The following is a 24,680-nucleotide window of genomic DNA, read 5'->3' on the forward strand; positions in this document are numbered from 1 at the left end:
ATAAGGCCGCCCCGCCGGAACTCCGCTACGCGTCGAGCACGTACCCCACGCCGCGGACGGTGCGGATGGGGTTGTCGTGGCCGAGCTTGGCGCGGAGCTGGGCGACGTGGACGTCGACGGTGCGGCTGCCCGCGCCGGCGCCGGGGCCCCAGGCGGCGTCGAGGAGCTGCTCGCGGGTGAAGACGCGGCCGGGGTTGGCCATGAGGAACGCGAGGAGGTCGAACTCGGTGACGGTGAGCGCGACGCGGCGGTCGCCCACGGCGGCGGTGCGGCGGTCGGGGTCGAGGGCGACGGGGCCGGCGCGCAGCGGCCCGGGGACGGGCAGGGGGCCGCGGCGGCGCAGCGCGTCGACGACGGCGGCGACCAGCACCCGGGGCCCGAACGGGCGGTCCACGCGGTGCTCGCCGAGGTGGCGGGCGATCGCCGGGTCGAGGGGGCCGGTGACGGCCACGACGGGCGCGGGGAGGGCCGCCTCGGCGACGCGGCGGTACAGGTCGGCGGGCAGCGCGCTGGTGGACAGGTCGAGGACGACGACGTCGGGGCGGGCGCGTTCGGCGGCGGCGGGCGCGCGGCCCGGGTCGGCCTCGATCCGCACCTCGTAGCCCTCGCGGGCCAGGTAGCGGCGCTGCAGTTCGGCGACGGCGGGATCGTGCTCGGCGACCAGGACCAGGCCGTCGGCGGTCACGGGCGGCCGTTCCGGGGCGCGGTGGGGTCACCGGCCTCGCGGCCGTCCCGTTCCCCGGCGGCCGGGCCCTCGGACTTCGCGCCGGACGGCTCCCGGGCCGCGTCGCGGGCGGTCGGGTCCTCGCCGCGGTCGAGGGACTTCCAGAGCGCGGACGGGTCCTGCTCCGGGGCGCCGGACGCGGCGTCCTTCCGGGGGGCGGGGCGGGACGCGGGGGCGCCGTCCCGTTCGTAGCGGGCGGACATCCCCGGCCAGCGGGCGCCGCGGGCCGCCGCGACCAGGCCGCCGGCGACGAGGAGGACGCCTCCGGTGACCGACGCCATCCACCACAGGTTCACGGCCAGCGCGGGGTGCGCGCCGATCTTCAGCAGGGCGCTCCTGTCCCCGGCGACCGACAGCACGTGAGCGCGCTGGACCGCGGCGACGGAGCCGTAGACGACGCCGGCGCCGAACAGGGCGATGAGGGCGCCGACGCCGGACCGGACGCGGCCGCGCGTGGCGAACAGGGCGGCGAGCCCGGCGAGGCCGGCCCAGGCGAGCGCGGTCGCGGTGCCGCCGAGGTCGTGGCCGGTCAGGTGCTGGGAGAACGGCGTGATGGCGTCCTCGGCCTTGACGGTGGCCCAGGGGCGGCCGCCGGCGAGCAGGACCAGCCCCGCGCCGGCGGCGCACAGCAGCGCGGTGAGGCCGCGCTCACGCCCGGGGGTCATGAGCTCGCGTCAGGGCGTTCCCCGACCACGGCGTCGAGCACGTCGGCGTCCCAGCAGGTGCGGTCGCCGGTGTGGCAGGCCGCGCCGACCTGGTCCACCTTGACCAGGATCGCGTCGGCGTCGCAGTCGAGCGCGACGGACTTGACCCACTGCTGGTGGCCGGAGGTCTCGCCCTTCACCCAGTACTCCCGGCGGCTGCGCGACCAGTAGGTGCAGCGGCCGGTGGTGAGGGTGCGGTGCAGCGCCTCGTCGTCCATCCAGCCGAGCATGAGCACCTCGCCGGTGTCGTACTGCTGGGCGATCGCGGGCACCAGGCCGCTGGCGTCGCGCTTCAGCCGCTCGGCGATCTTGGGGTCCAGATTGGACGAGGGAACGGACATGACGTCCATTGTGCCGGGTGGTTCCCGGTACCCGTGACGGCCCCCGCGCCGCCGGACACGAAAGGGCCCGCCCTCCCCTGCCGGGGAGACCGGGCCCAGACGTACGACTGCGGGTCTTACAGGGGGACGACCTGGTCGGCCTGGGGACCCCGGTTACCCTGCGTCACCTCGAACTGGACGCGCTGGTTCTCGTCCAGCGTGCGGTACCCGGAGGACTGGATCGCCGAGTAGTGCACGAAGACGTCCGGCCCGCCGCCGTCCACGGCGATGAAGCCGAAGCCCTTCTCGGCGTTGAACCACTTCACGGTGCCCTGCTGGGGCATGTCTTTCTCCTTGCGGCAAAACACGGGCCCACACCTCGCGGGCCCGGCGCGGTCGCTGCGGAACGCTCTCGCCCCCGGTACGGTCCCGGAAAAGCCAAAACGCCCGCTGCCATCAGTCCGCGGGCGTCTGGACAAACGATCGAGAACCACGACTGCAACCGACCGCACCACCGTATCACCGGTTCCGCGCAAAACGCAGGAGCGGGAAGGCTTGCGTTTCGCCTCTCAGCGAACCTTGCCGTTACCTGCCCGTTAAAGACTCCAACCGGACTCCGTCAGGGTCTTGACAGAGTCCGTGGGCCCCGTGAGGCGGACCTTCGCGACGTCGGTACGGCCGAGCGCCCACAGGACCAGTTCCCCCACGGGCCCGTGCACCCGCACGGGCCCGGAGCCGCCGCCGCGCCCGCTCCGGCCCCGTCCGCGCGCTCCGCCGGAGACCCGGACGCTCCGTCCGTCGGGTCGCACCAGCGTTACCTCGACGTGAACTTTTCTTAGGACAAAGCGGGCAATTTTTATCCGTCTCCAGAGAAGTTCCTCGAGTTCACCGGACAGGTCCCTGGGCTCCCAGTCCGGCCCGGCCCGGCGGATGTCCTCATGGTGAACAAAGAACTCGACACCGTTGGCGATTTTGTCCACGCCCGGAACCGCGTACGGCGAGAACTTCGGCGGACCCTGCCGAAACCGTTCCACCAGGCGGTCGAACGGGACGGCCCGCGCGGTGCGGCGCCGGACGCGCTCGGTGTAGAAGGCCAGCGGAGGCAGCAGTATTCCGGGCGCGGCGTCCGGCCGCCCCTCCCGGACGACCAGGTGCGCGGCCAGGTCGCGGGCGTCCCACCCGCCGCACCGGGTGGGCGCGTCGGCGCCCGCCTCGGCCAGGGCGCCGGCCAGCAGGCCGCGCTCGCGCCGGACGGGTCCGTCCTCGGGCGTGCTCATTGGATGATCGTAGGCCGCGGGAGCCGGCTCGGGAATAAGCGTCGGGGGCGCATGGTAGGGACTAGTCAGGCCCGCGAAATCCCCCATCCCCACACGCAGGGGGCATGACCCCGGGTCGCCGTGCCGTGATCGAGGAGTAACCGTGCCGCCTGCGTCCAGACGCGTGTCCCCCCATGTCCTCCGCGAGGGAATGCGGGTGCTGCAGGTCGCCGTCCGTGCCGAGCCGCGGGTGTTCACCGTCTCGGTGATCGCCAGCGCGGTGTACGCGGCGATGACCGTGGGAACCGCCCAGGTGCTCGGCTGGGCGACCCAGACCGTCGTCCTCCCGGCGTTCCGGGAGGGGCGCACCACGGCCGGGGCGCTGTCCGGCGCGGCGGCGGCGATCGTCGGGGTCGCGCTGCTGAAGGCGCTCGGCGTCGCGGGCCGGCGCTTCTACGCGGGCCTGATGCAGTACCGGATGCAGGCCGCCTACCGGCGGTCGGTGACCCGGCAGTACCTGCGGCTGCCGCTCGCCTGGCACCACCGGCACCCGACCGGGCAGCTGCTGTCGAACGCCAACGCCGACGTCGAGGCGGTGTGGGCGCCGATCGCGCCGCTGCCGATGGCCGTCGGCGTGGTGTTCATGCTGCTGATCGCGGCCGTGTCGATCCTGCTCACCGACGTCGCGGTCGCCGCCGTCGGCTTCCTGATCTTCCCGGCGATCGCGCTGATCAACATCGTGTACCAGCGCCGGCTCGCGCCCGTCGCGACCCGCGCGCAGCAGCTGCGCGCCGAGGTCAGCGAGGTCGCGCACGAGAGCTTCGAGGGCGGCCTGGTCGTCAAGACCCTCGGCCGCGAGGAGTCGGAGACCGAGCGGTTCCGGGAGCGGGCGCACGAGCTGCGCGACGCCAACATCGCGGTCGGGCGGATCCGCGGCCTGTTCGACCCCGTGCTGGAGGCGCTGCCGAACCTCGGCGTGCTCGCCGTCCTGCTGATCGGGTCGCTGCGGCTGGAGTCCGGCGCGATGACGGCCGGCGACCTGGTGCACGTCGCCTACCTGTTCACGCTGCTGTCGTGGCCGATCCGGGCGCTCGGCTGGGTGCTGGCGGAGGTGCCGCGCAGCGTCGTCGGCTGGGAGCGGGTCCGCGGCGTGCTGGACGCGACGGGGTCGCTGCCGTTCGGCGACGCGGCGCTCGGCGAGGACAAGGCCGCCGCCCTGGAGGTCCGCGACGTCCGGTTCTCCTACGAGGGCGCCGACGGCGACCGCGAGGTCCTGCACGACGTGTCGTTCACCACCTCCCCCGGCCGGACCGTCGCGATCGTCGGGCCGACCGGGTCCGGCAAGTCCACCCTCACCTCGCTTCTGGTCCGGCTGGTCGACCCGGCCGACGGCTCGGTCCTCCTGGACGGCGTGGACCTGCGGGACGTCCGCAGGGGCGGCGTCGCGGAGACCGCCGCGCTCGTCCCGCAGCAGACGTTCCTGTTCGACGACACCGTCCGCGGGAACGTGACACTCGGCCTGGACGTCCCCGACGAGCGCGTCTGGGAGGCGCTGCGGCTCGCGCAGGCCGACGGGTTCGTCGCCGCGCTCCCCGACGGGCTCGACACCCGGGTGGGCGAGCGCGGCGCGTCCCTGTCCGGCGGCCAGCGGCAGCGGCTCGCGCTGGCGCGCGCGCTGGTGCGGCGCCCGCGGCTGCTCGTCCTGGACGACGCGACGTCCAGCGTCGACCCGCAGGTGGAGGCGCGCATCCTGCACAGCCTGCGGGAGGCCCAGTCCCTGCGCGACGACGGCGGGGGCGGCGCGACCGTCGTGGTCGTCGCCTACCGCAAGGCCACGATCGCGCTGGCCGACGAGGTCGTCTACCTCGACCACGGCCGGGTCACCGGGCGCGGCGCCCACGCGGAGCTGCTGGAGACGTCCGAGGGGTACCGCGACCTCGTCAACGCCTACGAGCGGGCGGAAGCGGAACAGGAAGCGCTCGACGGCGGCGAGGAGGCCCTGGCGTGACGGTCATCGACGAGGCGGCGGCCACCGAGGGCGGCCTCAGCACCCTGCGGCGCGGCCTGCGGCTCAGCCCCGAGTTCCGCGCCGGGCTCGCGGGGACGCTGGTGCTGGCGCTGCTGTCCACCGCGGGCCGGGTGGTCGTGCCGATCGCCGTGCAGCAGACCATGGACAAGGGCCTGGACCGGGCCGGCGGCCCCGACATCGCCTTCATCCGCTCGGCGGTGCTGCTGTGCGCCGTCGCCGTGCTCCTCACGGCCCTGTGCGCGTACGCGATGAACGTCCGGCTGTACAAGACGTCCGAGGGCGGCCTCGCGGGGCTGCGCGTCAGGGCGTTCCGGCACGTCCACGACCTGTCGATGCTGACGCAGAGCGGGGAGCGGCGCGGCTCGCTGGTGTCGCGGGTGACCACGGACGTCGACCAGATCAGCAACTTCATGCAGTCCGGCGGGCTGATGTTCATCGTGTCGATCGGGCAGCTGCTCGTCGCGAGCGTGCTGATGCTCGTCTACTCGTGGCAGCTCGCGCTGCTGGTGTGGGCGGCGTTCCTGCCGCTGGCGTTCGCGCTGCGCCGCTTCCAGCGGGTCGTGTCCGCCCGGTACATGCAGGTGCGCGAGCGCATGGGCGACCTGCTCGCCGCGGTGAGCGAGTCGGTGGTGGGCGCGGCGGTCATCCGCGCGCACGCCTCCGAGGAGCGCACCGGGCGCCGCGTCGACGACACCGTCGACGCGTTCCGCAGCACGCAGACGCGCGCCCAGGCGATGGTGGCGCTGACGTTCCCGGTGAGCGAGCTGGTCGCGGCCATCGCGACCGCCGGCGTGGTCGTCGCCGGGACGCTGCTCGGCATCGGCGGCCACCTGACCGCCGGGGAGCTGGTCGCGTTCCTGTTCCTGGTCACCCTGTTCGTCAGCCCCATGCAGACGGCGACGGAGGTCCTCAACGACGCCCAGAACGCCATCGCCGGCTGGCGCCGGGTGCTGGGCGTCCTCGACACCGTCCCGGACGTCGCCGACCCCGGCGACGCCGGCGAGACCCTGCCGCGCGGCCCGATCGAGGTGCGGTTCGAGTCCGTCGGGTTCGCCTACCCGGGCGGCCCGCCCGTCCTCCACGACGTGAACGCGACGATCGCGCCGCGCAGCCGCGTCGCGATCGTCGGGCAGACGGGGTCGGGCAAGACGACGTTCGCCAAGCTCCTCACCCGCCTCATGGACCCGGTGTCGGGACGCGTCCTCGTCGACGGCGTGCCGCTGGACCGCGTCCGGTTCTCCTCGCTGCGCGAGCGGATCGTCATGGTCCCGCAGGACGGGTTCCTGTTCGACGCGTCCCTCGCCGACAACATCCGCTACGGCCGCCCGGACGCCACCGACGAGGACCTCGTCCTCGCCATGGCGGAGCTGGGCCTCGCCGACTGGCTCGACGGGCTCCCCCAGGGCCTGGACACCCCCGTCGGGCAGCGCGGCGAGTCCCTGTCGGCGGGCGAGCGGCAGCTCGTCGCGCTGGCCCGCGCCTACATCGCCGACCCGGACCTGCTCGTCCTGGACGAGGCGACCTCCGCGGTCGACCCGGCCACCGAGGTCCGCATCCAGCGGGCCCTGGACGGCGCGACCCGCGGCCGCACCGCGATCTCCATCGCGCACCGGATGTCCACCGCCGAGGCCGCCGACGAGGTGATCGTCTTCGACGCGGGCCGCATCGTCCAGCGCGGCCCCCACGCCGAGCTGGTGGCCCTCCCCGGCGTCTACGCCGACCTCCACGCCTCCTGGATAGCCCAACGCAACATGTGACCCCCGGATCGGCGCCCGGACAACCTGAACCCCTGGCCGGCGCGTCAAAACCCGGCCCCGGCAGGCTGAGCCCCGGCCGGGGGGACGAGCCCCGGCCCGGCAGGTCGCCCCCCGTCGGCAGGTCGAGCCCGGGCCGGGCATGGCGACCCCGGCCCGGCGGGTCGAACCCCTGCCCCAGCAGGTTGAAGCCCAGCCACCGCCACGGGCAGGCACGCGGAGCGAGCGCCAGCGAGCGCAGCGGGCATGCCCGACGACGGGTGGGCTGTTTCGCCGCGGAGCGCCAGCGGAGCGGGGAAACAGCCCACCCGTCGTGACGGGGGTTCCAGGGGGTCGCCCCCCTGGGAAGACACCACCCCCTGGGAAAACACAGCTAAAGCACTTGCCCGTTATCTGTTCCGGTGCGCATTCTGCTGGGGTGAGCAACGAGGTCGTGTTGGAATCGGCGGGCACGCTGCGGGGTCAACTGCAGCGGGGGCTCGGTAGGGCCGCGCGGCGCGCGGCGGACAGGCCCGGCGCGGGCGAGTACGTCTATGACTGCATCCGCAGGGATCCGCGGTGGGACCGGCAATGTGAGGCGAGAGGGCTGTACTACGCCCGGTTGATGGTGGATCTGGAGTTGCCGGTGTGGCCGGTCGCGGAGCATCTCGCCGACCCGTCCGACCATGCGGACGGCGACGAGTGGCGGGTGCGGCTGGCGTTGGAGGTGCTGGGGCATCTGGTGCGGTTGAGCCGGCGGGAGGCGGCGGTGCCGCTGCGGCGGTACGCCGAGGAGGGCGCGCACTGGTTCGACGCGCTGGACGAGCTGGTGGAGCTGGGCGATCCGCGGTTGGCGGAGGGGCTGGACGAGCTGGTGGCGGCGCGGTGCGACGACGGGGACATCGGGTCGCTGGTGGCGGGTGGTGCGAATCCGGTGCTGGAGAGCTGGGCGGCGCGGCAGCCGCGGATAGCCGAGGCGCTGGCGCGGCGGCGGGAGGCGGGGCGGCCGCGGCGGCCGGTCGGCGCGGTGCCGGGCGGGGCGGAGCGGACGGACGCGGAGTTGCTGGAGCTGGCGCGGCGGCGGGACGACGGGGCCATCGCGGCGATCTTCGAGTTGGGGCGGCGGCGGACGCCGGCGCTGCTGGATCTGGCGGAGGAGCTGCTGCCGCAGCGGCCGAGCAGGTTCGGTGGGGCGGTGTGCCGGGCGCTGCGGGAGTACGGGCCGGAGGCGCTGCCGTGGGCGCGGGCGTGGGCCGCCGAACGCGGGGGGTGCGCGTTCATGGGGATCAGCATGCTGGCGAGATACGGGACCAGGCAGGACGTGCCGCTGCTGATGGAGGAGTTGCGCGATGCGTTGGAGAAGCGGGAGTGGCAGGCCGCCGCGGGACCGATCGAGGGTCTCGGCAGGCTCCGCGCCGGCGAGGCCGTCCCGCTGCTGAAGACCGCTTGGACCGAATCACCCTACGCTTTCCTGAGACCCCGTATCGTGACCGCTTTGACCCGTACCGCGCCGCACACCGCCGAGTCGTACACCATCGAGGGCCTCTGGGACTGCCAGGAGGGCGTCCGCGCGGAGGCCGCCCGGTTCGCGCCGCTGACCCACGAGACCCGCATCCGGCTGCAGCGGCTGCACCACGACGGCGCCGAGGACTCCGGCGTGCGGGCGGCGGCGGGCGCCCGCCTCGCCGCCTGAGCGCCGTCTGAACCCTTCCGGGCCTGCGCGCGTACCGCCCGTCGTACCGCGCATCTCACCCCGGGAGGACGGGCCATGGGCCTTACGCATCACCTCGGACGTGCGGCGGGGGTCTCCCGCGCCGGCCTGGCGCTGGCGGTCGCCGCCGTGCTGGCGCTGCCGCTGGCGGCCGGCTGCAGCGCCGCCGGGAAGTCCGGCGGGTCCGGCGACGGCGACCGGGCCGCCGCGCCGGCGAACCTCGACGAGCTGGCCGCGCGGACGGGCTGCAGCCTCGTCGGCCGCCGGAAGGCGCAGCAGTTGCAGCAGGGCAACTGCCGGAACTCGCGGGGCCAGTACGTGCTGGTCAGCTTCGACAGCGACCAGGACATGACATCGTGGCTGAACGAGGCGAAGCCGTGGGGCGGGACGTACCTGGTGGGGACGCGCTGGGTGGCGGTGAGCACCCCCGCCACCCTGCAGTCGCTCCGCAAGGACCTGGGCGGGCACATCCTGTCCGGCGAGATGCACGGGATGAGCCACTCCTGACGCGGGCCCGGCGGGGCGCCGGTCAGGCGAGCGCCGCGGCCCACCGTTCCAGGGCGGGGCCGGTGCGCGCGAGGACGCGCCGGGCGGCCAGGCCGCGGGTGACGGTGCCGGGCCGCAGCAGCGGGTGCCCGGGGCCGTCGACGACGACGCGGAGCGCCGCGACCGGGACGCCGTCCGGGAGCGCCGCGGCGACGCGCGCCGACTCCATGTCGACGACGCGGGAGCCGTCCGCCGCCCACATCCGCCGCTCCGCCCCGCGGACGATCCGGTCCGCGGTGACGAGCGGCCCGACGTGCGCGCGCAGGCCGTCCCCGGCGAGCGCGGCGGCCAGCGTCCGCGCGCCGGGGCAGGGCACGGGCTTGCCGCCGCCGCGGATCTCGTCCGCCACCACCACGTCGCCGGGGGCGAGCCCGTCGTCGAGCGCGCCGCCGAACCCGACGACGGCGACGGCCCGGCAGCCGGGCAGCCGGGCGGCGTGCCGCGCTCGGTAGCCGACGACCAGGGCGGGCGCGCGGACGAGCCCGCGCCGCACCGCGCGGGCCTCCAGCCGCAGCGCCGCGCACACGACCAGGCCGGGCGCCTCGTCACCGGTCATCCGCCCAGTGCAGCACGGGCGGGGCGGGAGATCCAGCTCCCTGGTGCGCCGGGCGGTGCGCGCCCCTATGATTCGTTCATGCGTTCGATCAGCACGGCGGAGCGGCGGGCCAGGCTCGTCCGCAGGCACCGGCTGGCCGCGGAGGCCCGCACCGACGACGTCACGGAGGTCGTCCGGTCGTTGGTGGTGCTGCACGCCACCGACCCGGCCACGGTGTTCCTGTCCGTCGCGGCCCGCAGCGACACGGCCGGGCCGGCCGACGTGGAGCGCGCCCTCTACGAGGACCGGACGCTCCTGCGGATGCTGGCGATGCGCCGGACGATGTTCGTCGCGCCCGTCGACCTCGTCCCGGCCCTGCAGGCGTCCACCGCGTCCGCGCTCGCCGCCAAGCAGCGCCGCCGGTACGGGGCCATGATCGAGCGCGGCAGCGACATCACGGACGTCCCGGCCTGGTTCCGCCGGGTGGAGGACGCGACGCACCGGGCGCTGCTGGCGCGTGGCGAGGCGACCGGCGCGCAGCTGAGCGCGCAGGTGCCGGAGCTGCGCACCCAGGTCGACCCCGCGCCCGGCAAGGCGTACTCGCGGCCGACGGGCGTGACGACCTGGGTGCTGGTGACGCTCGGCTGCGAGGGGCTCATCGTGCGGGGCCGCCCGAACGGCGGCTGGACCAGCAGCCAGTACCGGTGGGCGCCGATCGAGACGTGGCTGCCCGGCGGCGTCCCGGAGGTGCCGGTGGACGAGGCGCGCGCCGAGGTCGTGCGGCGGTGGCTGCGCGCGTTCGGCCCGGCGCCCGTCGCCGACCTCAAGTGGTGGACGGGCTGGACGGCCGGGGAGGTCGGCAAGGCCCTCGCCCTCGTCGACACGGTGGAGGTCGACCTCGGCGGCGCGACCGGGATCGTCCTCGCCGACGATCTGGAGGCCGCTCCCCCGGCGGAGCCGTCGGCGGCGCTGCTGCCCGCGCTCGACGCCACCCCGATGGGCTGGCAGGAGCGCGGCTGGTTCCTCGGCGGCCACGGCCCGCTGCTGTTCGACCGGAGCGGCAACATCGGCCCGTCCGTCTGGTGGGACGGGCGGATCGTCGGCGGCTGGGCGCAGCGCAAGGACGGCGAGATCGCCGTCCGGCTGCTGGAGGACGCCGGCGCGGACGCGGAGAAGGCCGTCGCGCGGGAGGCCGAGCGGATCGCCGCCTGGTACGGCGACGTCCGGCCGACGCCCCGGTTCCGCACGCCGCTGGAGAAGGAGCTCACCGCCTGACCACTGGCCGGCGGGCCTCGCGCGCGCGGAAGGTTGACCACGCTCGGGCGCTTTTGTTCCCGGAACCAAACCGAACAAAGCGGAGACCATTTCCGCTCTGCCCGCGACCAGGGCTCTGATCAGCCATGATGTGGGGCATGCCCGCAGATCGCATGCTCCCCTCGCCCGAGGCGGCGGACGTGGTCGCGCTCGCCCGTGACATCGCCCGCCGTGAGCTGGCGCCGCGCGCCGCGCCCGCCGAGGAGGCCGGTGCCTTCCCGCGCGAGATCTTCCGGATGCTGGGCAGAGCCGGGCTGCTCGGCCTGCCCTACCCGCCCGACCTCGGCGGCGGCGGACAGCCCTACGAGGTGTACCTGCAGGTGCTGGAGGAGATCGCCGCGGTGTGGGCGTCGGTCGCGGTCGGCGTCAGCGTGCACACGCTGTCGTGCTTCCCGCTGTACGCCTGCGGCACCGACGTGCAGCGCAAGCAGCTGCCCGAGCTGCTGGAGGGCGACCTGCTCGGCGGGTACGCGCTGGCGGAGGAGCACGCGGGGCCGGACGCGGCGGGGCTCAGCACGCTCGCGGTCCCGGACGGCGACGGCTACCGGATCACCGGCACCAAGACGTGGATCACGCACGGCGGCGAGGCCGACTTCTACGTGCTGTTCGCCCGCGCGACCGGCGACCCGGGCGGCCTGACCTGCTTCCTCGTGGAGGGCCGCATGGACGGCCTGGAGTTCGGGCCGCCCGAGCGGAAGATGGCCCTCACCGCGTCCACCACGGCGCGGCTGCACTTCGACGGCGCGTGGGTGCCCGAGGACTGGCGCATCTCCGACGAGGGCTGCGGATACCCGATCGCGGCGGCGGCGCTGGACGCCGGGCGGCTCGGCATCGCCGCGTGCGCCGTCGGCCTCGCCCAGGGCGCGCTGGACCACGCCGTCCGGTACGCGGCGGGGCGCGGCCAGTTCGGCCGCCCGGTCATCGCGAACCAGGGGATCGCGTTCCTGCTCGCCGACATGGCCGCCGCCGTGGAGACGGCCCGCGCCGGCTACCTGGAGGCCGCCCGGCGCAAGGACCGGGGGCTGCCGTTCGCGCGGCAGGCGTCCATCGCCAAGCTCGCCGCGACCGACGCGGCGATGCGGGTGACGGCGGACGCGGTGCAGGTGCTGGGCGGCGACGGCTACACCCGCGACCATCCGGTGGAGCGGTACATGCGGGAGGCGAAGGTGATGCAGATCTTCGAGGGCGCCAACCAGGTCCAGCGGATGGTGATCGGCCGCCACCTCGCCCGCGACGCCGGCTACGCCTGCTGACCCGTCCGGCCCGTCACGCCCGCCGCTCCGGCCGGTCCGGGGCGCCGAGCCGCGCCCGCTGGTCGGCGCGGCTGCGGCGGGTCAGCGTGAGGACGAACCCGGCCGCGGCGGCGACGCAGGCGGCGAGCACCGCGAGGAACGCCAGGCCGGTGTAGAAGCCGGCGGTGCCGTCCGGCGCCACCAGCAGCGGCCCGTCGGTGCCCCGGCAGGTCAGCACGGCCGCCCCGGTCACCCGCGCCGTCAGGGAGGCGGTGTAGCGGTAGCCCGGCCGGTTCGCCGCGCTCCAGGAGTTCTTGCGGGTCAGCCGGACGCGGCCGTGCTCGCGGCCGGGCTCCCCGCCCCGCACACCGCCCTGCACACCGCCCTGAACACCGCCCTGCACGCCTCCGTGCCCGCCGGGCCCGCCGTTCTGCTCGACGGCGCAGCCGAACGGCGCCGTGCCGTCCCGCCGCACGTAGAGGAAGTAGGTGCGGCCCGCCGTCAGCCGCACGGGGACGCCGGCCGCCGCGTCGCCCGTCACGGCGGGCCCGCCCCCGGCCCCGGCACCGCCGCGCGCCAGCGCGAGCGTGGTGAACAGGCCCGCGGCGGCCAGCACCAGCAGCGCGACCGGCACCGCGTACCAGCCCGCGGCGGGACGGACGGGCGGCGTGCTCCAGGCCGGGGCGGGCGGCGCAGGCCCCTCCGGAGCGTTCACTCGCGGCCACATCCCGGTTCCCCCGATCCGAACGTCACCGTCTCGTGCCGCCACCCTTCCAGACCGCGGACCCGCACGTCAGGGACTTGGCGAGGGCACCGAGGTGTCGGCCGGGCGCGAGCGGTTACCTTACTAAGCAGTAGCAACCGTGGGAGGTCGCATGGCCCTCAGGGACCGCCTGCCGGCCCCGCCGATCCGCCTGCGCCGCCCGCGCGGGCTGCCCCGCTCGCCGCTGCCGCGGTACACCGTCGAGCGGGACCTGCCGGCGACGATGCCGGACGGCGTGACGCTGCTCGCCGACCGCTACGTCCCGCTCGGGGTGCGGCGGCCGCCCACCATCCTCGTGCGCACCCCCTACGGTCGGCGCGGCCCCGCCGCACTGGCCAACGGCCTCCCGTTCGTGCCGTTCGGATTCCAGCTGGTCGTGCAGAGCGCGCGCGGGACGTTCGGTTCCGGGGGCGAGTTCGACCCGCTCGGCGACGAACGCGAAGACGGCCTCGCCACCGTCGCGTGGCTGAAGGAGCAGCCGTGGTTCGGCGGGACGTTCGCGACCTACGGCGCCAGCTACCTCGGCTACTCCGCCTGGGCGATCGCCGCCGAGGCCGGACCGGAGCTGAAGGCGATGTCGCTGCAGATCACCGCGTCGTCGTTCCGGGACGCCGCCTACGTCGGCGGGTCGTTCGCGCTGGAGTCCACGCTCACCTGGACCGATCTCACCCACCGGCAGCAGCAGCCGTTCGGGCTGCTGACCGCGTCGCTGCTGTCGCGCCGCCGCGCCGTCCGCGCCGCCCGGTCCGGCCGCCCCCTCGCCGAGCTGGACGTGGCGACCGGCGGCCGGCAGATGCGGTTCTACCAGGACCTGCTCACCAACCACGGCACGGACGCGGGCTACTGGGACGGCCGCGACTTCAGCGGCACCGTCGGCGAGGTCGAGGCGCCCGTCACCCTGCTCGGCGGCTGGTACGACGTGTTCCTGCCGTGGGAGATCAGGGACTACCTGGCGCTGCGCTCGGCCGGGCACCGCCCGTACCTCACCATCGGCCCCTGGTGGCACACCGACGCCCGGCACGGGCTGGTGTCGTTCCGCGAGACGCTCGCCTGGTTCCGCGCGCACCTGCGCGGCGACCCGTCCGGGCTGCGCGCCGACCCCGTCCGGCTGTACGTGACCGGCGCCCGCGAGTGGCGGCACTACGCCGACTGGCCGCCGCCCGGCACCCGGCAGGAGCGCTGGCACCTGCACCCCGGCCGCGGCCTCGGGCCCGACGGCCCGCGCCCGTCCGAACCGAGCGGGTACCGGTTCGACCCGGGCGACCCGACGCCCGCGCTCGGCGGCCCGACCCTGCTCGGCAGCTCCCGCCCCGTCGACAACCGCCGCCTGGAGCGCCGCCCGGACGTGCTGGCGTTCACCTCGCCGCCGCTCACCGAGCCGCTCGACGTGATCGGCCCGGTCGGCGCCGACCTGTTCGTCCGGTCCGACCGCGAGCACACCGACTTCGTCGTCCGGCTCTGCGACGTCGCCCCGGACGGGACGTCCCGGAACGTGTGCGAGGGCGGGCTGCGGCTCCCGGCGTTCGCCGAGAAGCCGGTCGGCACGGCCGGCGTGCGCCGCATCGCGGTCGACCTGTGGCCGGCCGGGCACCGCTTCGCGCGCGGGCACCGCGTCCGCGTGCACGTGACCAGCGGCGCCCACCCGAAGGTCGCGGCGAACCCGGGCACCGGCGAGCCGCTCGCCACCGCCCGCCGCATGGTCCCGGCGGACCAGGAGGTCTTCCACGACCCGGACCACCCGTCCGCGATCATCCTGCCGATCACCGGCCGTTCCCCGGAGTCCGCGGTGCCCGCCCCCGAGGAGGAGCCCGGCTAGGCCGTCACAGCCGGGCCGCGACGGCCTTGGCGAAGCGGTCGTCGCTGCCGGGGGCGTGCTCGAGGTAGAGGGCGGGCTCCGTGAGCTCCAGCTCGATCAGGAGCGGGTCGCCGCCGGGGCCCGGGATCAGGTCGACGCGGGCGTAGAGCAGGTCGCGGCCGCCCGGGACGGCGTCGAGGACGCGGTGGGCGAGGTCGAGCTCGGCGTCGGTCGCGGTGGCGGCGGTGACCTTGCCGCGGGCCTCGCCGAGGCCGGCGAGGCCCTCGATGCCGGCGCCGGGGTTGAGGACGCGCGCCTTGCGGCCCGCGTGGCTGTACTCGCCGCCGAGGAAGACCAGGGCGGTCTCGCCCGCGGTGTCGACGGCCTCCAGGTACGGCTGGAGCATCACCGTGCGGCCGGCGTCCCGCAGGGCGCGCAGGTGGGCGCGGGCGGCGTCCTCCTCGCCCGGGCCCCAGCGGGCCGTGTCGCGGGACCCGGACGACACCGACGGCTTCAGCACGTACTCGGGCCAGTCGGCGGGGATGCCGTCGGGGTCCCAGCGGGTCGGGACGACCGGGACGCCCGCGGCCTCCAGGTCGCGCAGGTAGCGCTTGTCGGTGTTCCAGCGCAGCACGTCCGCCGGGTTGAGGACGCGCGGGAGGCTCTCCGCCCAGGCCAGGAACTCGTCGCGGCGGTCGGTGTAGTCCCAGGTGGACCGGACGACGACGAGGTCGTAGCGGGACCAGTCGACGTCCGGGTCGTCCCAGACGGCGATGTCGGCGGCGACGCCGAGGCCGGTGAGGGCGGCGGCGAGCATCCGCGCGTCGTCGCTGCCCTCGGGAAGGCGGGCGCAGGTGGCGAGGGCGCACAGGGGTGAGGCGGTCAACGGGGGGGTCCTTCTCGCGGGCGGGGGGTGGGTCAGCGGACGGGTTCGCCCGCGGCGCGCAGCGCGTCCTTCACCTCGGAGATCGTCATCTCGCCGAAGTGGAAGACGCTGGCGGCGAGCACCGCGTCGGCGCCGGCGGCGACGGCGGGTGCGAAGTGCTCCACGGCGCCCGCGCCGCCGCTGGCGATGACGGGCACGGTCACGGCCTCCCGGACGCGGCGCAGCATCTCCAGGTCGAAGCCGGCCTTGGTGCCGTCGGCGTCCATCGAGTTCAGCAGGATCTCGCCGACGCCGAGCTCCTGGCCGCGGCGGGCCCACTCGACGGCGTCGATGCCGGTGCCCTTGCGGCCGCCGTGCGTCGTCACCTCGAACCCGGACGGGGTGCCCTGCCGCTCGGCGGGCGCGGTGCGGCGGGCGTCCACCGACAGCACGACGCACTGCGACCCGAACCGGTGCGCGGCCTCCCGCAGGAACTCCGGCCGCGCGATCGCCGCGGTGTTGATCGACACCTTGTCGGCGCCCGCGCGCAGCAGCCGGTCGACGTCGTCGACGGTGCGGACGCCGCCGCCGACCGTCAGCGGGATGAACACCTGCTCGGCGGTGCGGCGCACCACGTCGTAGGTGGTGGAGCGGTCCCCGCTGGACGCGGTGATGTCGAGGAACGTCAGCTCGTCGGCGCCCTCGGCGTCGTAGCGGCGGGCCAGCTCGACGGGGTCGCCGGCGTCCCGCAGGTTCTGGAAGTTGACGCCCTTGACGACGCGCCCGGCGTCGACGTCCAGGCACGGGATGACCCGTACGGCGACGGTCACTTCGCGGCCTCCCCGCTCATCTCACGGCCTCCAGGGCCTCTTCCAGCGTGAACGCCTGCGCGTACAGCGCCTTGCCCACGATCGCGCCCTCGAGTCCGCCCCGACCAACCGACCCCGACCGACCTCCCGGGCCGACCTCCACCAGCTTGGCGAGTTCGCGCAGGTCGTCGAGGGACGAGACGCCGCCGGACGCGACGACGGGCTTGTCGGTGCGGGAGCAGACCTCGCGCAGCAGCTCGGTGTTGGGGCCGCGGAGCGTGCCGTCCTTGGTGACGTCGGTGACGACGTAGCGGGGGCAGCCGTCCGCCTCCAGCCGGGCGAGGACCTCCCACAGGTCGCCGCCCTCGCGGGTCCAGCCGCGGGCGGCGAGCGTCGTGCCGCGCACGTCCAGGCCGACCGCGATCCTGTCGCCGTGCGAAGCGATGATCTTGCGGCACCACTCCGGGTTCTCCAGCGCGGCGGTGCCGATGTTCACCCGCGCGCAGCCGGTCGACAGCGCCGCCTCCAGCGACGCGTCGTCGCGGATGCCGCCCGACAGCTCCACCTTCACGTCCAGCCGCCCGGTCACCTCGGCGAGCAGCTCCCGGTTGGAGCCGCGCCCGAACGCCGCGTCCAGGTCGACCAGATGGATCCACTCCGCACCCGCGTCCTGCCAGGCCAGCGCGGCGTCGAGCGGCGCGCCGTAGGAGGTCTCGGTGCCGGCCTCGCCCTGCACCAGGCGGACCGCCTGGCCGTCGGCGACGTCAACGGCGGGAAGGAGCGTCAGAGTCATGCGGAAACCCTATCGATACAGGTGAGCGTCCCCGGCGCGGGCGCCGGGGCGGTCAGGAGAGGGTGGACAGCCAGTTGCGCAGGAGCCGCGCCCCCGCGTCGCCGGACTTCTCCGGGTGGAACTGGGTCGCGCACAGCGGGCCGTTCTCGACCGCCGCGACGAACCGGTCGCCGTGCTCGGCCCAGGTGACCAGCGGCGGCTCGATGGTGCCGGTCGGGTCGGGCTCCAGCTCCCAGCGGCGCGCCGCGTAGGAGTGCACGAAGTAGAACCGGGCGTCCGCCAGCCCCTCGAACAGGACGGAGCCGTCCGGGACGTCCACGGTGTTCCAGCCCATGTGCGGGACGACCGGCGCCTCCAGCCCGTCGACCGTGCCGGGCCACTCGTCGCAGCCCTCGGTGGTGACGCCGTGCTCGATGCCCTTGGAGAACAGGATCTGCATGCCGACGCAGATGCCGAGGACCGGCCGGCCCCCGGCGAGCCGGCGGCCGATGATCTGCTCGCCGCGCACCGCCCGCAGGCCCTGCATGCAGGCCGCGAACGCGCCGACACCCGGCACGACCAGGCCGTCGGCGGCGAGCGCCGCGTCCCAGTCGGCGGTGACGGTGACGTCCGCGCCCGCGCGGGCGACGGCGCGCTCGGCCGAGCGCAGGTTGCCCGACCCGTAGTCGAGCACGACGACCTTCGGGTTCACAGCCACATCACTCCCCCGGCGAACGCCAGCCCCGACAGGCACAGCACGATGAGCGCCGCGCCCTTCAGGCCCTGCTTGAGGAAGCTGTAGACGCCGGCGAGCAGGAACACCGCGACCGCGAAGACCGCGACGTTGAAGAACGTGAAGTGCAGTCCGCCGATGTCCACGGCTACAGCGCTCCCTTGGTGGACGGGATGCCGTGCACCTTCGGGTCGAACGCCACCGCGTCGCGCAGCGCGCGCGCCAGCGCCTTGAACTGCGCCTCGACGATGTGGTGGGCGTTGCGCCCGTACGGCACGTGGACGTGCAGCGCCACCTGGGCGTTCGACACGAACGACTCGAAGACGTGCCGGGTCATCGTGGTGTCGTACTCGGGGCCGATCATCGGGGCCATGCCCTCCGGCTCCACGTGCACCAGGTAGGGACGGCCCGACACGTCCACGGTGACCTGGGCGAGCGCCTCGTCCAGCGGGATGGAGGCGTCGGCGAAGCGGCGGATGCCGGCCTTGTCGCCGAGCGCCTCGCGGAACGCCTGGCCGAGCGCGATCGCGGTGTCCTCGATCGTGTGGTGGCTGTCGATGTGCAGGTCGCCGGCCGTCTTGACGGTCAGGTCGAACGATCCGTGCTTGCCGAGCTGCGCCAGCATGTGGTCGAAGAACCCCACCCCGGTCGCCACGTCGACCTGACCGGTCCCGTCCAGGTCGATCTCGACGAGGACCTGCGTCTCCTTGGTCCCGCGCTCGACCCGTCCCTTGCGCGTCACGAGCTCTCCTTCAGTACGTCCTTGAGGGCGGCGCGGAAGGCGGCCGTCTCCTCGGGGGTGCCGACGCTCACCCGCAGCCACTCGGGCGGGCCGACCTCGCGGATCAGCACACCGCGCTCCAGCAGCGCCTCCCAGATCCTCCGGCGGTCCGGGAACGTCCCGAACAGCACGAAGTTGGCGTCGGAGTCGGCCACCCGGAGCCCCTCGGCGCGCAGCCAGCCGACGAGGCCGTCGCGCTCGCGGCGCAGCGCCTCGACGGTGCCGAGCAGCTCCTCGCCGTGCGCGAGGGCGGTGCGCGCCACCGCCTGGGTGACGGCCGACAGGTGGTAGGGCAGCCGGACCAGCAGCAGCGCCTCGATCACGGCGGGGTCGGCGGCCAGGTAGCCGAGCCGGGTGCCCGCCATCGCGAACGCCTTGGACATCGTCCGGGTGACGATCAGCCGGGGACGGCCGTCCAGCAGCGTCAGCGCCGACGGCGTGCCCGCCCGGCGGAACTCGCCGTAGGCCTCGTCGACGACGACCATGCCGGGCGCGGCCTCCAGGACGGCCTCGATGGCCTCCAGCGGCAGCGCGGTGCCGGTCGGGTTGTTCGGCGAGGTGAGGAACACGATGTCGGGCCGGTGCTCCTCGACGGCCGCGATCGCGCGGGCCGGCTCCAGGCCGAAGTCCTCGTCGCGGAACGCGTCGATCCAGCGGGTCCCGGACACCCCGGTGATGATCGGGTGCATCGAGTAGGACGGCTCGAAGCCGAGCGCGGTGCGGCCCGTCCCGCCGAACGCCTGCAGGATCTGCTGGATGATCTCGTTGGAGCCGTTCGCCGCCCACACCCGCTCCGCGGTGAGGCCGATGCCGGGCGTGTCGGTGTTCAGGAAGGCGGCGAGATCGGTGCGGAGCGCGACGGCGTCGCGGTCGGGGTAGCGGTTCAGCGACCCGGCGACGTCCATCACGGCCTCGCCGAGCGCCTTCACCAGCCGCTCGGACGGGGGGTAGGGGTTCTCGTTGGTGTTCAGCGCGTACGGGACGTCCAGCTGCGGCGCGCCATAGGGCTCCCGGCCGCGCAGGTCGTCCCGCAGCGGCAGGTCGTTCAGCGAAGTCACGAAGGGATCTCCCAGTCGAAGCGTGCCTTGAGCGCCGCGCCGTGCGCGGGCAGGTCCTCGGCCTCGGCGAGCGCGACGACGCGCCCGGTGGCCTGGGCGAGGGCGTCGCGGTCGTACTCCACGACATGGACGCCGCGCAGGAACGTCTGCACCGACAGCCCGGACGAGTGGCACGCGCATCCGCCGGTCGGCAGCACGTGGTTGGACCCGGCGAGGTAGTCGCCGAGCGACACCGGCGCGAACCGGCCCACGAAGATCGCGCCGGCGTTGCGGACGCGGGCGGCGACGGCGGGCGCGTCGGCGGTGTGGATCTCCAGGTGCTCGGCGGCGTAGGCGTCGACGACCCTCAGGCCGTCGTCGATCCCGTCCACGAGCACGATGCCGGACTGCCGCCCGGCGAGCGCCTCGGTGATCCGCTCGGTGTGCTTGGTGCGCGCGACCTGGGCCTTCAGCTCCCGCTCGACCTCGTCGGCGAGCCGTACCGAGTCGGTGACCAGCACGGCGGCGGCGAGCACGTCGTGCTCGGCCTGGCTGATCAGGTCGGCGGCGACGTCCACCGGGTCGGCGGTGTCGTCGGCGAGGATCGCGATCTCGGTCGGGCCCGCCTCGGCGTCGATGCCGATCACGCCCTTGAGCAGCCGCTTCGCGGCGGCGACGTAGACGTTGCCGGGGCCGGTGACGAGGTCGGCGCGGGGGCACTCGTCGGTGCCGTAGGCGAACATCGCGATCGCCTGGGCGCCGCCGGCGGCGTACACCTCCTCGACGCCGAGCAGCGCGCACGCCGCCAGGATCGTCGGGTGCGGCAGGCCGCCGAACTCCTTCTGCGCGGGCGAGGTCACGGCGAGGGAGCCGACGCCGGCCTCCTGCGCCGGGACGACGTTCATCACCACGCTGGACGGGTACACGGCGCGGCCGCCGGGCACGTACAGGCCGACGCGGCCGACCGGGATCCACCGCTCGGTGACGGTGCCGCCGGGCACGACCCGCGTGGTCGTGTCGGTGCGGCGCTGGTCGCGGTGCACGGCGCGGGCGCGGCGGATGCTCTCCTCCAGCGCCTCGCGGACGGCGGCGTCGAGCCCCGCGAGGGCCTGGTGGACGGCCCTGACCGGGACCCGGACGCTCTCCAGCTCGACCCCGTCGAGCGCCTTCGTGTGCTCCCGTACCGCCTGCGAGCCCCTATGGCGCACGTCCTCGCAGATCGGCCGCACCTTGTCCAGGGCGGCCTCGACGTCGAGTTCGGCGCGGGGCAGCACGGAGCGCGGGTCGCCCGGGAGCGAGCCGCGCAGGTCGATACGGGAAATCACGTGCCCAGTCTACGGAGTGCCCCCGGTCCCCCGCGCACCGTCTCACGTGCCGAGACGCCCGTGTCGCCCGCGTCCGTGGACGTGCCGCGGGTCACACCCGCAGCGTCCCGTCCAGCACGGTGACGGCCGCGCCGGAGACGATCACGCGGTCGCCGCGCAGCGCGGTGCGGACGAGGCCGCCGCGCTCGGACGCCTGGTAGCCGGTCAGCGCGTCCCGGCCGAGCCGCTCCGACCAGAACGGGGCGAGCGCGCAGTGCGCCGACCCGGTCACCGGGTCCTCGCCGTCGCCGAGCAGGATCCGGGCGCCGAAGAACCGGGACACGAAGTCGTGCCCGCCGGCCGGGTCGCCGGCGGCGCGGGCGGTGACGATCGCGCCGCGCCCGTCGATCCTCCCGAGCGCCGCCATGTCGGGCGCCAGCCCGCGCACTGTCCTCTCGTCGGCGAGCTCGACGAGAAGGTCGTCCTGGACGTTGCGGCCCGTCCAGCCGATCTCGGCGCCGAGCGCCTCGGCCAGCCCCGGCGGGGGCGCGACGGGCTCGGGCGGGCAGGACGGGAAGTCCATCGCCAGCCCGCCGTCCGCGTCGCGGGTGACGGTGAGCACGCCGCTCTTCAGCGTCCGGAACCGGATCGGGCGGTCGGCCGGGACCGTCCCGGTGTCGTAGAGGGCGTGGGCGGCGCCCATGGTGGCGTGCCCGCAGAGCGCCACCTCGACCAGCGGCGTGAACCAGCGCAGCTCGAAGTCCGCGCCGGGCTCGTCGGCGGGGCGGACGAACGCGGTCTCGGAGTGCCTCATCTCGGCCGCGACCCGCTGCATCCACGCGGCGTCGGCGGGCGCGTCCAGCAGGCACACCCCGGCGGGGTTCCCGGCGAACGGGCGGTCGGCGAAGGCGTCCACGACGAGGATCCTCATGCCGCCGACGCTACCCGCGGCGCCCGCGGGGGCGGCACGGCCAATCGGACGGAAGTGGCCCGGCCGCCCCGGACTGGACGAGAGCGTGACACACGCTTCACACTGTGAAAAATCACCCCTTACCAAGATCATCGACACCGGCGTACGCTGGCGTCGAGGGCGTCCCCGGCCGGCGCGGGAAAGAGGCGACATGACCGAGCGGCTCCCGCTGTTCCCGCTGGGCACCGTGCTGTTCCCCGGCCTGGTGCTCCCGCTGCACCTGTTCGAGGAGCGGTACCGGCTGCTCATCGGCGACCTGCTCGAACGGCCCGAGCCGCGCGGCTTCGGCGTGGTCGGCATCGAGCTCGGCCATGAGGTCGGCGAGGACGCGGCGCACCGCCTGTCCGGGGTCGGCTGCCTGGCCGAGCTGCGCGAGACGCGGCGCCACCCGGACGGCCGCTACGACGTCGTGACCACCGGGACGCGCCGCTTCCGGGTCAAGGAGCTGGACCGGTCCCGCCCCTACCTTCAGGGCGAGGTGGAGTTCCTCCCGGAGCACCCCGGCGCCGACCCCGGGCCCGCCGCCCGGCGGGTGCGGCGGCTGTTCCGGCTCTACCGGGAGCGGCTGTCGGCCGCCGGCGGCGGCCCGGTCGACGATCCGGCCCTGCCGGACGACCCGGTCGCCCTGTCCTACCTGATCGCGGCGTCGGTCGTGCTCGACGGCCACGAGAAGCAGCGGCTGCTGGAGTGCGAGGACGCGGCGCTGCGGCTCGCGGCCGAGCGCGAGCTGCTGGTCCGGGAGAACCGGATCCTGGACTCGCTGCCGATGATCCCGGCCGGCCAGTTCCTCGACGGCTCGTTCACCCTGAACTGACCGGGGAGTCCGAAGGGCCGTCCCCTCGGCGGGACACGGACCGGCCGCGCGCCGGGCCGAAGATCACGGCAGACTGTCCCCCATGAGCAAGCGGGCAGGAGCAGGGGGCGGGAAGGCGGGCGGCCAGGGCACGCCCGCCACGGTCGCCGCCGCCAGGGCCGGAATCGAGTTCACCGTGCACTCCTACGAGCCGGCTCCGGACGCCGAGTCCTACGGCGCGGCGGCGGCCGACGCGCTCGGCGTCCCGCACGACCGGATCTTCAAGACGCTGGTGGCGGAGGTGGACGGGCGGCTGACCGTCGGGGTCGTCCCGGTGTCGGGGTCGCTGGACCTGAAGGCGCTGGCCGCGGCGGCGGGCGGGAAGAAGGCGGCGATGGCGCACCCGCGCGACGCCGAGCGCGCCACCGGCTACGTGGTCGGCGGGATCAGCCCGCTCGGGCAGCGGCGCCGGCTGCCGACGATGATCGACGCGTCGGTGTCAGCCCTCGCGACCGTCTACGTCTCGGCCGGTCGGCGCGGACTCCAGATCGAGCTCGTCCCCGCCGACCTCGTCGCCCTCACCGGCGCCACCGTCGCCGCGATCTCCCGGGGGTAGCCGGCGGACGAGCACCTCCAGCAGCCCGTACGCGGCGACCGCGGCCACCGGCCAGAACACCAGCACGCCCTTGGCGCGCAGGTCGGCGATGCCGGTGACGGTGTCGCCGTCGCGGCCGTGCCGGACGACGTCGTCGAAGTGGCCGAGCCCGACCAGGTGCCCGGTCTTCCAGGCCAGCAGCGACGCGGCCACGCCGCCGGCGGCGATGCCGAGGATCAGCGCGATGTCGTTGCGGCGGCCGCGCGCGGCGTAGGCGGCGATGCCGCAGAGCAGGCCCGCCGCCAGTCCGATGAGGGCGAACCTGCCGTCGATCCCGACCGGGCCCTCGCCTTCCGGATCGGCGATCAGCGGCTCACCTTGGATGATCACATATGTGACCTTGGGGATGGTGTTCGCCCACAGCAGCCCCGCGAGCGGCCCGAACGGCGTCACGATGGCGGTGGTGACCAGCCAGGTCGTCAACTGCCTGCCGGTCGGTCGCCGCACTGCGTACGCTCCTCATGGAAGTGTCCTCTGACAGCGAAAGCCTAGCCTGCCCTGGTCAGCCGATCGACAATCGAATGGTGTCCCATTCCCGTCTCGATTCACGCCCGCGACCGCCCCGGTTACTGGGATAATGTGCCCGACATGTCCGGATTCAGTCCCGCGTTCGAACGCCTCGGCGCCGCCCTGGCGGCCGTCGTCCTGCAGCAGCAGGAGACGCTCGCCGAGTTCCTCCCGCGCGAGGACTGGAGCGCCGACCTCACCGCCCGCACCTACGCCAGCGGCGGCGTGACCGTCCGCGTCTCGCTGCTCGGCTCCTACGCCGCGCGCGAGCGCACCTGGCTGTGGGGGTGGGCGAACCCGCAGTTCGGCGACGCCCATCCCGCGGTCGTCCCGACGCTGGCGATCCGCGCGCTCGGCGAGCGGCTCGGCATCACCGAGTTCACCACGCCCGAGGTCGACCTGTCCTGGTACGACGGCCCGGCCGGGCACGGCGGCGAGCTGATCGCGATGGCGGCGGGCGGGGTGCTGCGCGGCGCCGGCTACATCGGGGCCGGCTACGACGGCGGCTCGGCCTACCTGCACGTCGACGACCCGCAGGTGCCGGCGGCCGGCTGGGACCCGATCCCGGTCCCGCGGCTGCTGAACGGGGCGACGAGCCTGTTCCCGCACGAGCCGCGGCTCACCCTCGCCGGGCTGCTGTCGCACCACCGGATCGCCTACCGGCAGACCGACGAGCTGACCGAGATGCGGCTGCCCGGCGGCGGCGCCCGCGCGCTGTTCGACGGCCTCGGCCGCTTCGTCGACTGGCAGGCCGACCTCGCGCACGCGGCGCCCGCCGCGCTCCGCGGCTGA

At 74.9% G+C, this 24,680-nt stretch carries 27 protein-coding genes; 10 read left to right on the forward strand and 17 right to left on the reverse strand.

Translation table 11 applies throughout. The annotated features are described in order from the left end of the window. Nucleotides 1-25: 25 nt before the first annotated feature. The 5 genes from J4557_RS32215 to J4557_RS32235 all read right to left on the reverse strand — a co-directional run bounded on the left by J4557_RS32215 (nt 26) and on the right by J4557_RS32235 (nt 3,025). The gene (locus J4557_RS32215) at nt 26-685 is read right to left on the reverse strand and encodes a response regulator transcription factor (protein WP_208270542.1); all 660 of its coding nucleotides are present in this window, start codon (nt 683-685) and stop codon (nt 26-28) included. Beyond that, nucleotides 682-1,389, reverse strand: coding sequence for a TIGR02234 family membrane protein (locus tag J4557_RS32220; protein WP_208270543.1), 708 nt, complete (start codon nt 1,387-1,389; stop codon nt 682-684). The genes J4557_RS32215 and J4557_RS32220 overlap by 4 nt, the downstream gene beginning before the upstream one ends. Beyond that, nucleotides 1,386-1,769 carry a phosphoribosyl-AMP cyclohydrolase gene (gene hisI / locus J4557_RS32225; RefSeq protein WP_208270544.1) on the reverse strand — a complete coding sequence of 128 codons (384 nt, stop codon included), beginning with the start codon at nt 1,767-1,769 and terminating at the stop codon, nt 1,386-1,388. The genes J4557_RS32220 and hisI overlap by 4 nt, the downstream gene beginning before the upstream one ends. Nucleotides 1,770-1,885: 116 nt before the next feature. After that, entirely contained in the window at nt 1,886-2,092 is a 207-nt protein-coding gene (locus J4557_RS32230) for a cold-shock protein (protein WP_018657218.1), read from the reverse strand. Between the two features lie 252 nt (nt 2,093-2,344). Beyond that, nucleotides 2,345-3,025, reverse strand: coding sequence for a TIGR03085 family metal-binding protein (locus J4557_RS32235; RefSeq protein ID WP_208270545.1), 681 nt, complete (start codon nt 3,023-3,025; stop codon nt 2,345-2,347). A gap of 190 nt (nt 3,026-3,215) precedes the next feature. Here J4557_RS32235 and J4557_RS32240 point away from each other — a divergent pair, with 190 nt between their 5' ends. The 4 genes from J4557_RS32240 to J4557_RS32255 all read left to right on the forward strand — a co-directional run bounded on the left by J4557_RS32240 (nt 3,216) and on the right by J4557_RS32255 (nt 8,984). Further along, complete coding sequence (locus J4557_RS32240; RefSeq protein WP_208270650.1) at nt 3,216-5,012, forward strand: ABC transporter ATP-binding protein; 1,797 nt, start codon at nt 3,216-3,218, stop codon at nt 5,010-5,012. Further along, nucleotides 5,009-6,790, forward strand: coding sequence for an ABC transporter ATP-binding protein (locus tag J4557_RS32245; RefSeq protein ID WP_208270546.1), 1,782 nt, complete (start codon nt 5,009-5,011; stop codon nt 6,788-6,790). The genes J4557_RS32240 and J4557_RS32245 overlap by 4 nt, the downstream gene beginning before the upstream one ends. A gap of 415 nt (nt 6,791-7,205) precedes the next feature. After that, on the forward strand, nt 7,206-8,459 hold the full coding sequence (locus J4557_RS32250; protein WP_307800330.1) for a hypothetical protein: 1,254 nt from the start codon (nt 7,206-7,208) through the stop codon (nt 8,457-8,459). A 75-nt stretch (nt 8,460-8,534) separates the two neighbouring features. After that, entirely contained in the window at nt 8,535-8,984 is a 450-nt protein-coding gene (locus J4557_RS32255) for a hypothetical protein (protein ID WP_208270547.1), read from the forward strand. A gap of 22 nt (nt 8,985-9,006) precedes the next feature. On the opposite strand, the gene J4557_RS32260 is transcribed toward J4557_RS32255, so the two are convergent. Then, a complete protein-coding gene (locus tag J4557_RS32260; protein ID WP_208270548.1) occupies nt 9,007-9,579 on the reverse strand; it encodes a phosphorylase family protein in 573 nt (190 codons plus the stop codon). A 78-nt stretch (nt 9,580-9,657) separates the two neighbouring features. Here J4557_RS32260 and J4557_RS32265 point away from each other — a divergent pair, with 78 nt between their 5' ends. Together J4557_RS32265 and J4557_RS32270 are read left to right on the forward strand one after the other, a co-directional pair. After that, the gene (locus J4557_RS32265) at nt 9,658-10,833 is read left to right on the forward strand and encodes a winged helix DNA-binding domain-containing protein (RefSeq protein WP_208270549.1); all 1,176 of its coding nucleotides are present in this window, start codon (nt 9,658-9,660) and stop codon (nt 10,831-10,833) included. 137 nt (nt 10,834-10,970) lie between these two features. Further along, complete coding sequence (locus tag J4557_RS32270; protein WP_208270550.1) at nt 10,971-12,125, forward strand: acyl-CoA dehydrogenase family protein; 1,155 nt, start codon at nt 10,971-10,973, stop codon at nt 12,123-12,125. A 13-nt stretch (nt 12,126-12,138) separates the two neighbouring features. Here the strand turns inward: J4557_RS32270 and J4557_RS32275 are convergent, their stop codons facing one another. After that, nucleotides 12,139-12,819: a hypothetical protein gene (locus J4557_RS32275; protein WP_208270551.1), complete on the reverse strand. Its 681-nt coding sequence runs from the start codon at nt 12,817-12,819 to the stop codon at nt 12,139-12,141. Nucleotides 12,820-12,979: 160 nt separating this feature from the next. Between J4557_RS32275 and J4557_RS32280 the strand changes: the two genes are divergently transcribed. Further along, nucleotides 12,980-14,683 carry a CocE/NonD family hydrolase gene (locus tag J4557_RS32280; RefSeq protein WP_208270552.1) on the forward strand — a complete coding sequence of 568 codons (1,704 nt, stop codon included), beginning with the start codon at nt 12,980-12,982 and terminating at the stop codon, nt 14,681-14,683. A 4-nt stretch (nt 14,684-14,687) separates the two neighbouring features. Here J4557_RS32280 and J4557_RS32285 read toward each other — a convergent pair whose 3' ends face one another. The 9 genes from J4557_RS32285 to J4557_RS32325 all read right to left on the reverse strand — a co-directional run bounded on the left by J4557_RS32285 (nt 14,688) and on the right by J4557_RS32325 (nt 21,894). Next, nucleotides 14,688-15,548: an ATP-grasp domain-containing protein gene (locus tag J4557_RS32285; protein ID WP_208270553.1), complete on the reverse strand. Its 861-nt coding sequence runs from the start codon at nt 15,546-15,548 to the stop codon at nt 14,688-14,690. A 32-nt stretch (nt 15,549-15,580) separates the two neighbouring features. Then, on the reverse strand, nt 15,581-16,357 hold the full coding sequence (gene hisF, locus J4557_RS32290) for an imidazole glycerol phosphate synthase subunit HisF (protein WP_208270554.1): 777 nt from the start codon (nt 16,355-16,357) through the stop codon (nt 15,581-15,583). A 16-nt stretch (nt 16,358-16,373) separates the two neighbouring features. Continuing rightward, nucleotides 16,374-17,129: a bifunctional 1-(5-phosphoribosyl)-5-((5-phosphoribosylamino)methylideneamino)imidazole-4-carboxamide isomerase/phosphoribosylanthranilate isomerase PriA gene (gene priA / locus J4557_RS32295; RefSeq protein ID WP_208270555.1), complete on the reverse strand. Its 756-nt coding sequence runs from the start codon at nt 17,127-17,129 to the stop codon at nt 16,374-16,376. 52 nt (nt 17,130-17,181) lie between these two features. Continuing rightward, nucleotides 17,182-17,820, reverse strand: a complete 639-nt coding sequence (hisH, locus tag J4557_RS32300; protein ID WP_208270556.1) for an imidazole glycerol phosphate synthase subunit HisH — start codon at nt 17,818-17,820, stop codon at nt 17,182-17,184. Continuing rightward, a complete protein-coding gene (locus tag J4557_RS32305) occupies nt 17,817-17,987 on the reverse strand; it encodes a CG2302 family histidine operon protein (protein ID WP_208270557.1) in 171 nt (56 codons plus the stop codon). The genes hisH and J4557_RS32305 overlap by 4 nt, the downstream gene beginning before the upstream one ends. A 2-nt stretch (nt 17,988-17,989) precedes the next feature. Beyond that, nucleotides 17,990-18,583 (reverse strand): imidazoleglycerol-phosphate dehydratase HisB, encoded by a 594-nt coding sequence (hisB, locus tag J4557_RS32310; RefSeq protein WP_190862312.1) that lies wholly within the window; start codon nt 18,581-18,583, stop codon nt 17,990-17,992. After that, nucleotides 18,580-19,680, reverse strand: a complete 1,101-nt coding sequence (locus tag J4557_RS32315; RefSeq protein ID WP_208270558.1) for a histidinol-phosphate transaminase — start codon at nt 19,678-19,680, stop codon at nt 18,580-18,582. Before J4557_RS32315 ends, hisB begins: the two co-directional genes overlap by 4 nt. Next, nucleotides 19,677-20,984: a histidinol dehydrogenase gene (hisD, locus tag J4557_RS32320; RefSeq protein WP_208270559.1), complete on the reverse strand. Its 1,308-nt coding sequence runs from the start codon at nt 20,982-20,984 to the stop codon at nt 19,677-19,679. The genes J4557_RS32315 and hisD overlap by 4 nt, the downstream gene beginning before the upstream one ends. 91 nt (nt 20,985-21,075) lie before the next feature. Beyond that, nucleotides 21,076-21,894: a PhzF family phenazine biosynthesis protein gene (locus J4557_RS32325; protein WP_208270560.1), complete on the reverse strand. Its 819-nt coding sequence runs from the start codon at nt 21,892-21,894 to the stop codon at nt 21,076-21,078. A 190-nt stretch (nt 21,895-22,084) separates the two neighbouring features. On the opposite strand from J4557_RS32325, the gene J4557_RS32330 reads away from it, so the two are divergent. Together J4557_RS32330 and ybaK are read left to right on the forward strand one after the other, a co-directional pair. Then, complete coding sequence (locus tag J4557_RS32330; RefSeq protein WP_208270561.1) at nt 22,085-22,747, forward strand: LON peptidase substrate-binding domain-containing protein; 663 nt, start codon at nt 22,085-22,087, stop codon at nt 22,745-22,747. Between the two features lie 82 nt (nt 22,748-22,829). Beyond that, nucleotides 22,830-23,342 (forward strand): Cys-tRNA(Pro) deacylase, encoded by a 513-nt coding sequence (gene ybaK, locus J4557_RS32335; RefSeq protein ID WP_208270562.1) that lies wholly within the window; start codon nt 22,830-22,832, stop codon nt 23,340-23,342. On the opposite strand, the gene J4557_RS32340 is transcribed toward ybaK, so the two are convergent. Further along, nucleotides 23,226-23,828, reverse strand: a complete 603-nt coding sequence (locus tag J4557_RS32340) for a hypothetical protein (RefSeq protein WP_307800332.1) — start codon at nt 23,826-23,828, stop codon at nt 23,226-23,228. The two genes, ybaK and J4557_RS32340, sit on opposite strands and share 117 nt — an antisense overlap. 141 nt (nt 23,829-23,969) lie before the next feature. Here J4557_RS32340 and J4557_RS32345 point away from each other — a divergent pair, with 141 nt between their 5' ends. Beyond that, nucleotides 23,970-24,680 carry a DUF6882 domain-containing protein gene (locus J4557_RS32345; protein ID WP_208270563.1) on the forward strand — a complete coding sequence of 237 codons (711 nt, stop codon included), beginning with the start codon at nt 23,970-23,972 and terminating at the stop codon, nt 24,678-24,680.

This window comes from Actinomadura nitritigenes, assembly GCF_017573545.1.
GTDB classification, from domain to species: domain Bacteria; phylum Actinomycetota; class Actinomycetes; order Streptosporangiales; family Streptosporangiaceae; genus Spirillospora; species Spirillospora nitritigenes.

Coding starts and splice junctions, on each gene's coding strand:
- J4557_RS32330 (WP_208270561.1), top strand. CDS start 22,085: ATGACCGAGCGGCTCCCGCTGTTCCCGCTGGGCACCGTGCTGTTCCCC.
- J4557_RS32240 (WP_208270650.1), top strand. CDS start 3,216: ATGCGGGTGCTGCAGGTCGCCGTCCGTGCCGAGCCGCGGGTGTTCACC.
- J4557_RS32255 (WP_208270547.1), top strand. CDS start 8,535: ATGGGCCTTACGCATCACCTCGGACGTGCGGCGGGGGTCTCCCGCGCC.
- J4557_RS32280 (WP_208270552.1), top strand. CDS start 12,980: ATGGCCCTCAGGGACCGCCTGCCGGCCCCGCCGATCCGCCTGCGCCGC.
- J4557_RS32345 (WP_208270563.1), top strand. CDS start 23,970: ATGTCCGGATTCAGTCCCGCGTTCGAACGCCTCGGCGCCGCCCTGGCG.
- J4557_RS32325 (WP_208270560.1), bottom strand. CDS start 21,894: ATGAGGATCCTCGTCGTGGACGCCTTCGCCGACCGCCCGTTCGCCGGG.
- ybaK (WP_208270562.1), top strand. CDS start 22,830: ATGAGCAAGCGGGCAGGAGCAGGGGGCGGGAAGGCGGGCGGCCAGGGC.
- J4557_RS32265 (WP_208270549.1), top strand. CDS start 9,658: ATGCGTTCGATCAGCACGGCGGAGCGGCGGGCCAGGCTCGTCCGCAGG.
- J4557_RS32235 (WP_208270545.1), bottom strand. CDS start 3,025: ATGAGCACGCCCGAGGACGGACCCGTCCGGCGCGAGCGCGGCCTGCTG.
- priA (WP_208270555.1), bottom strand. CDS start 17,129: ATGACTCTGACGCTCCTTCCCGCCGTTGACGTCGCCGACGGCCAGGCG.
- J4557_RS32270 (WP_208270550.1), top strand. CDS start 10,971: ATGCCCGCAGATCGCATGCTCCCCTCGCCCGAGGCGGCGGACGTGGTC.
- J4557_RS32220 (WP_208270543.1), bottom strand. CDS start 1,389: ATGACCCCCGGGCGTGAGCGCGGCCTCACCGCGCTGCTGTGCGCCGCC.
- J4557_RS32260 (WP_208270548.1), bottom strand. CDS start 9,579: ATGACCGGTGACGAGGCGCCCGGCCTGGTCGTGTGCGCGGCGCTGCGG.
- hisI (WP_208270544.1), bottom strand. CDS start 1,769: ATGTCCGTTCCCTCGTCCAATCTGGACCCCAAGATCGCCGAGCGGCTG.
- J4557_RS32230 (WP_018657218.1), bottom strand. CDS start 2,092: ATGCCCCAGCAGGGCACCGTGAAGTGGTTCAACGCCGAGAAGGGCTTC.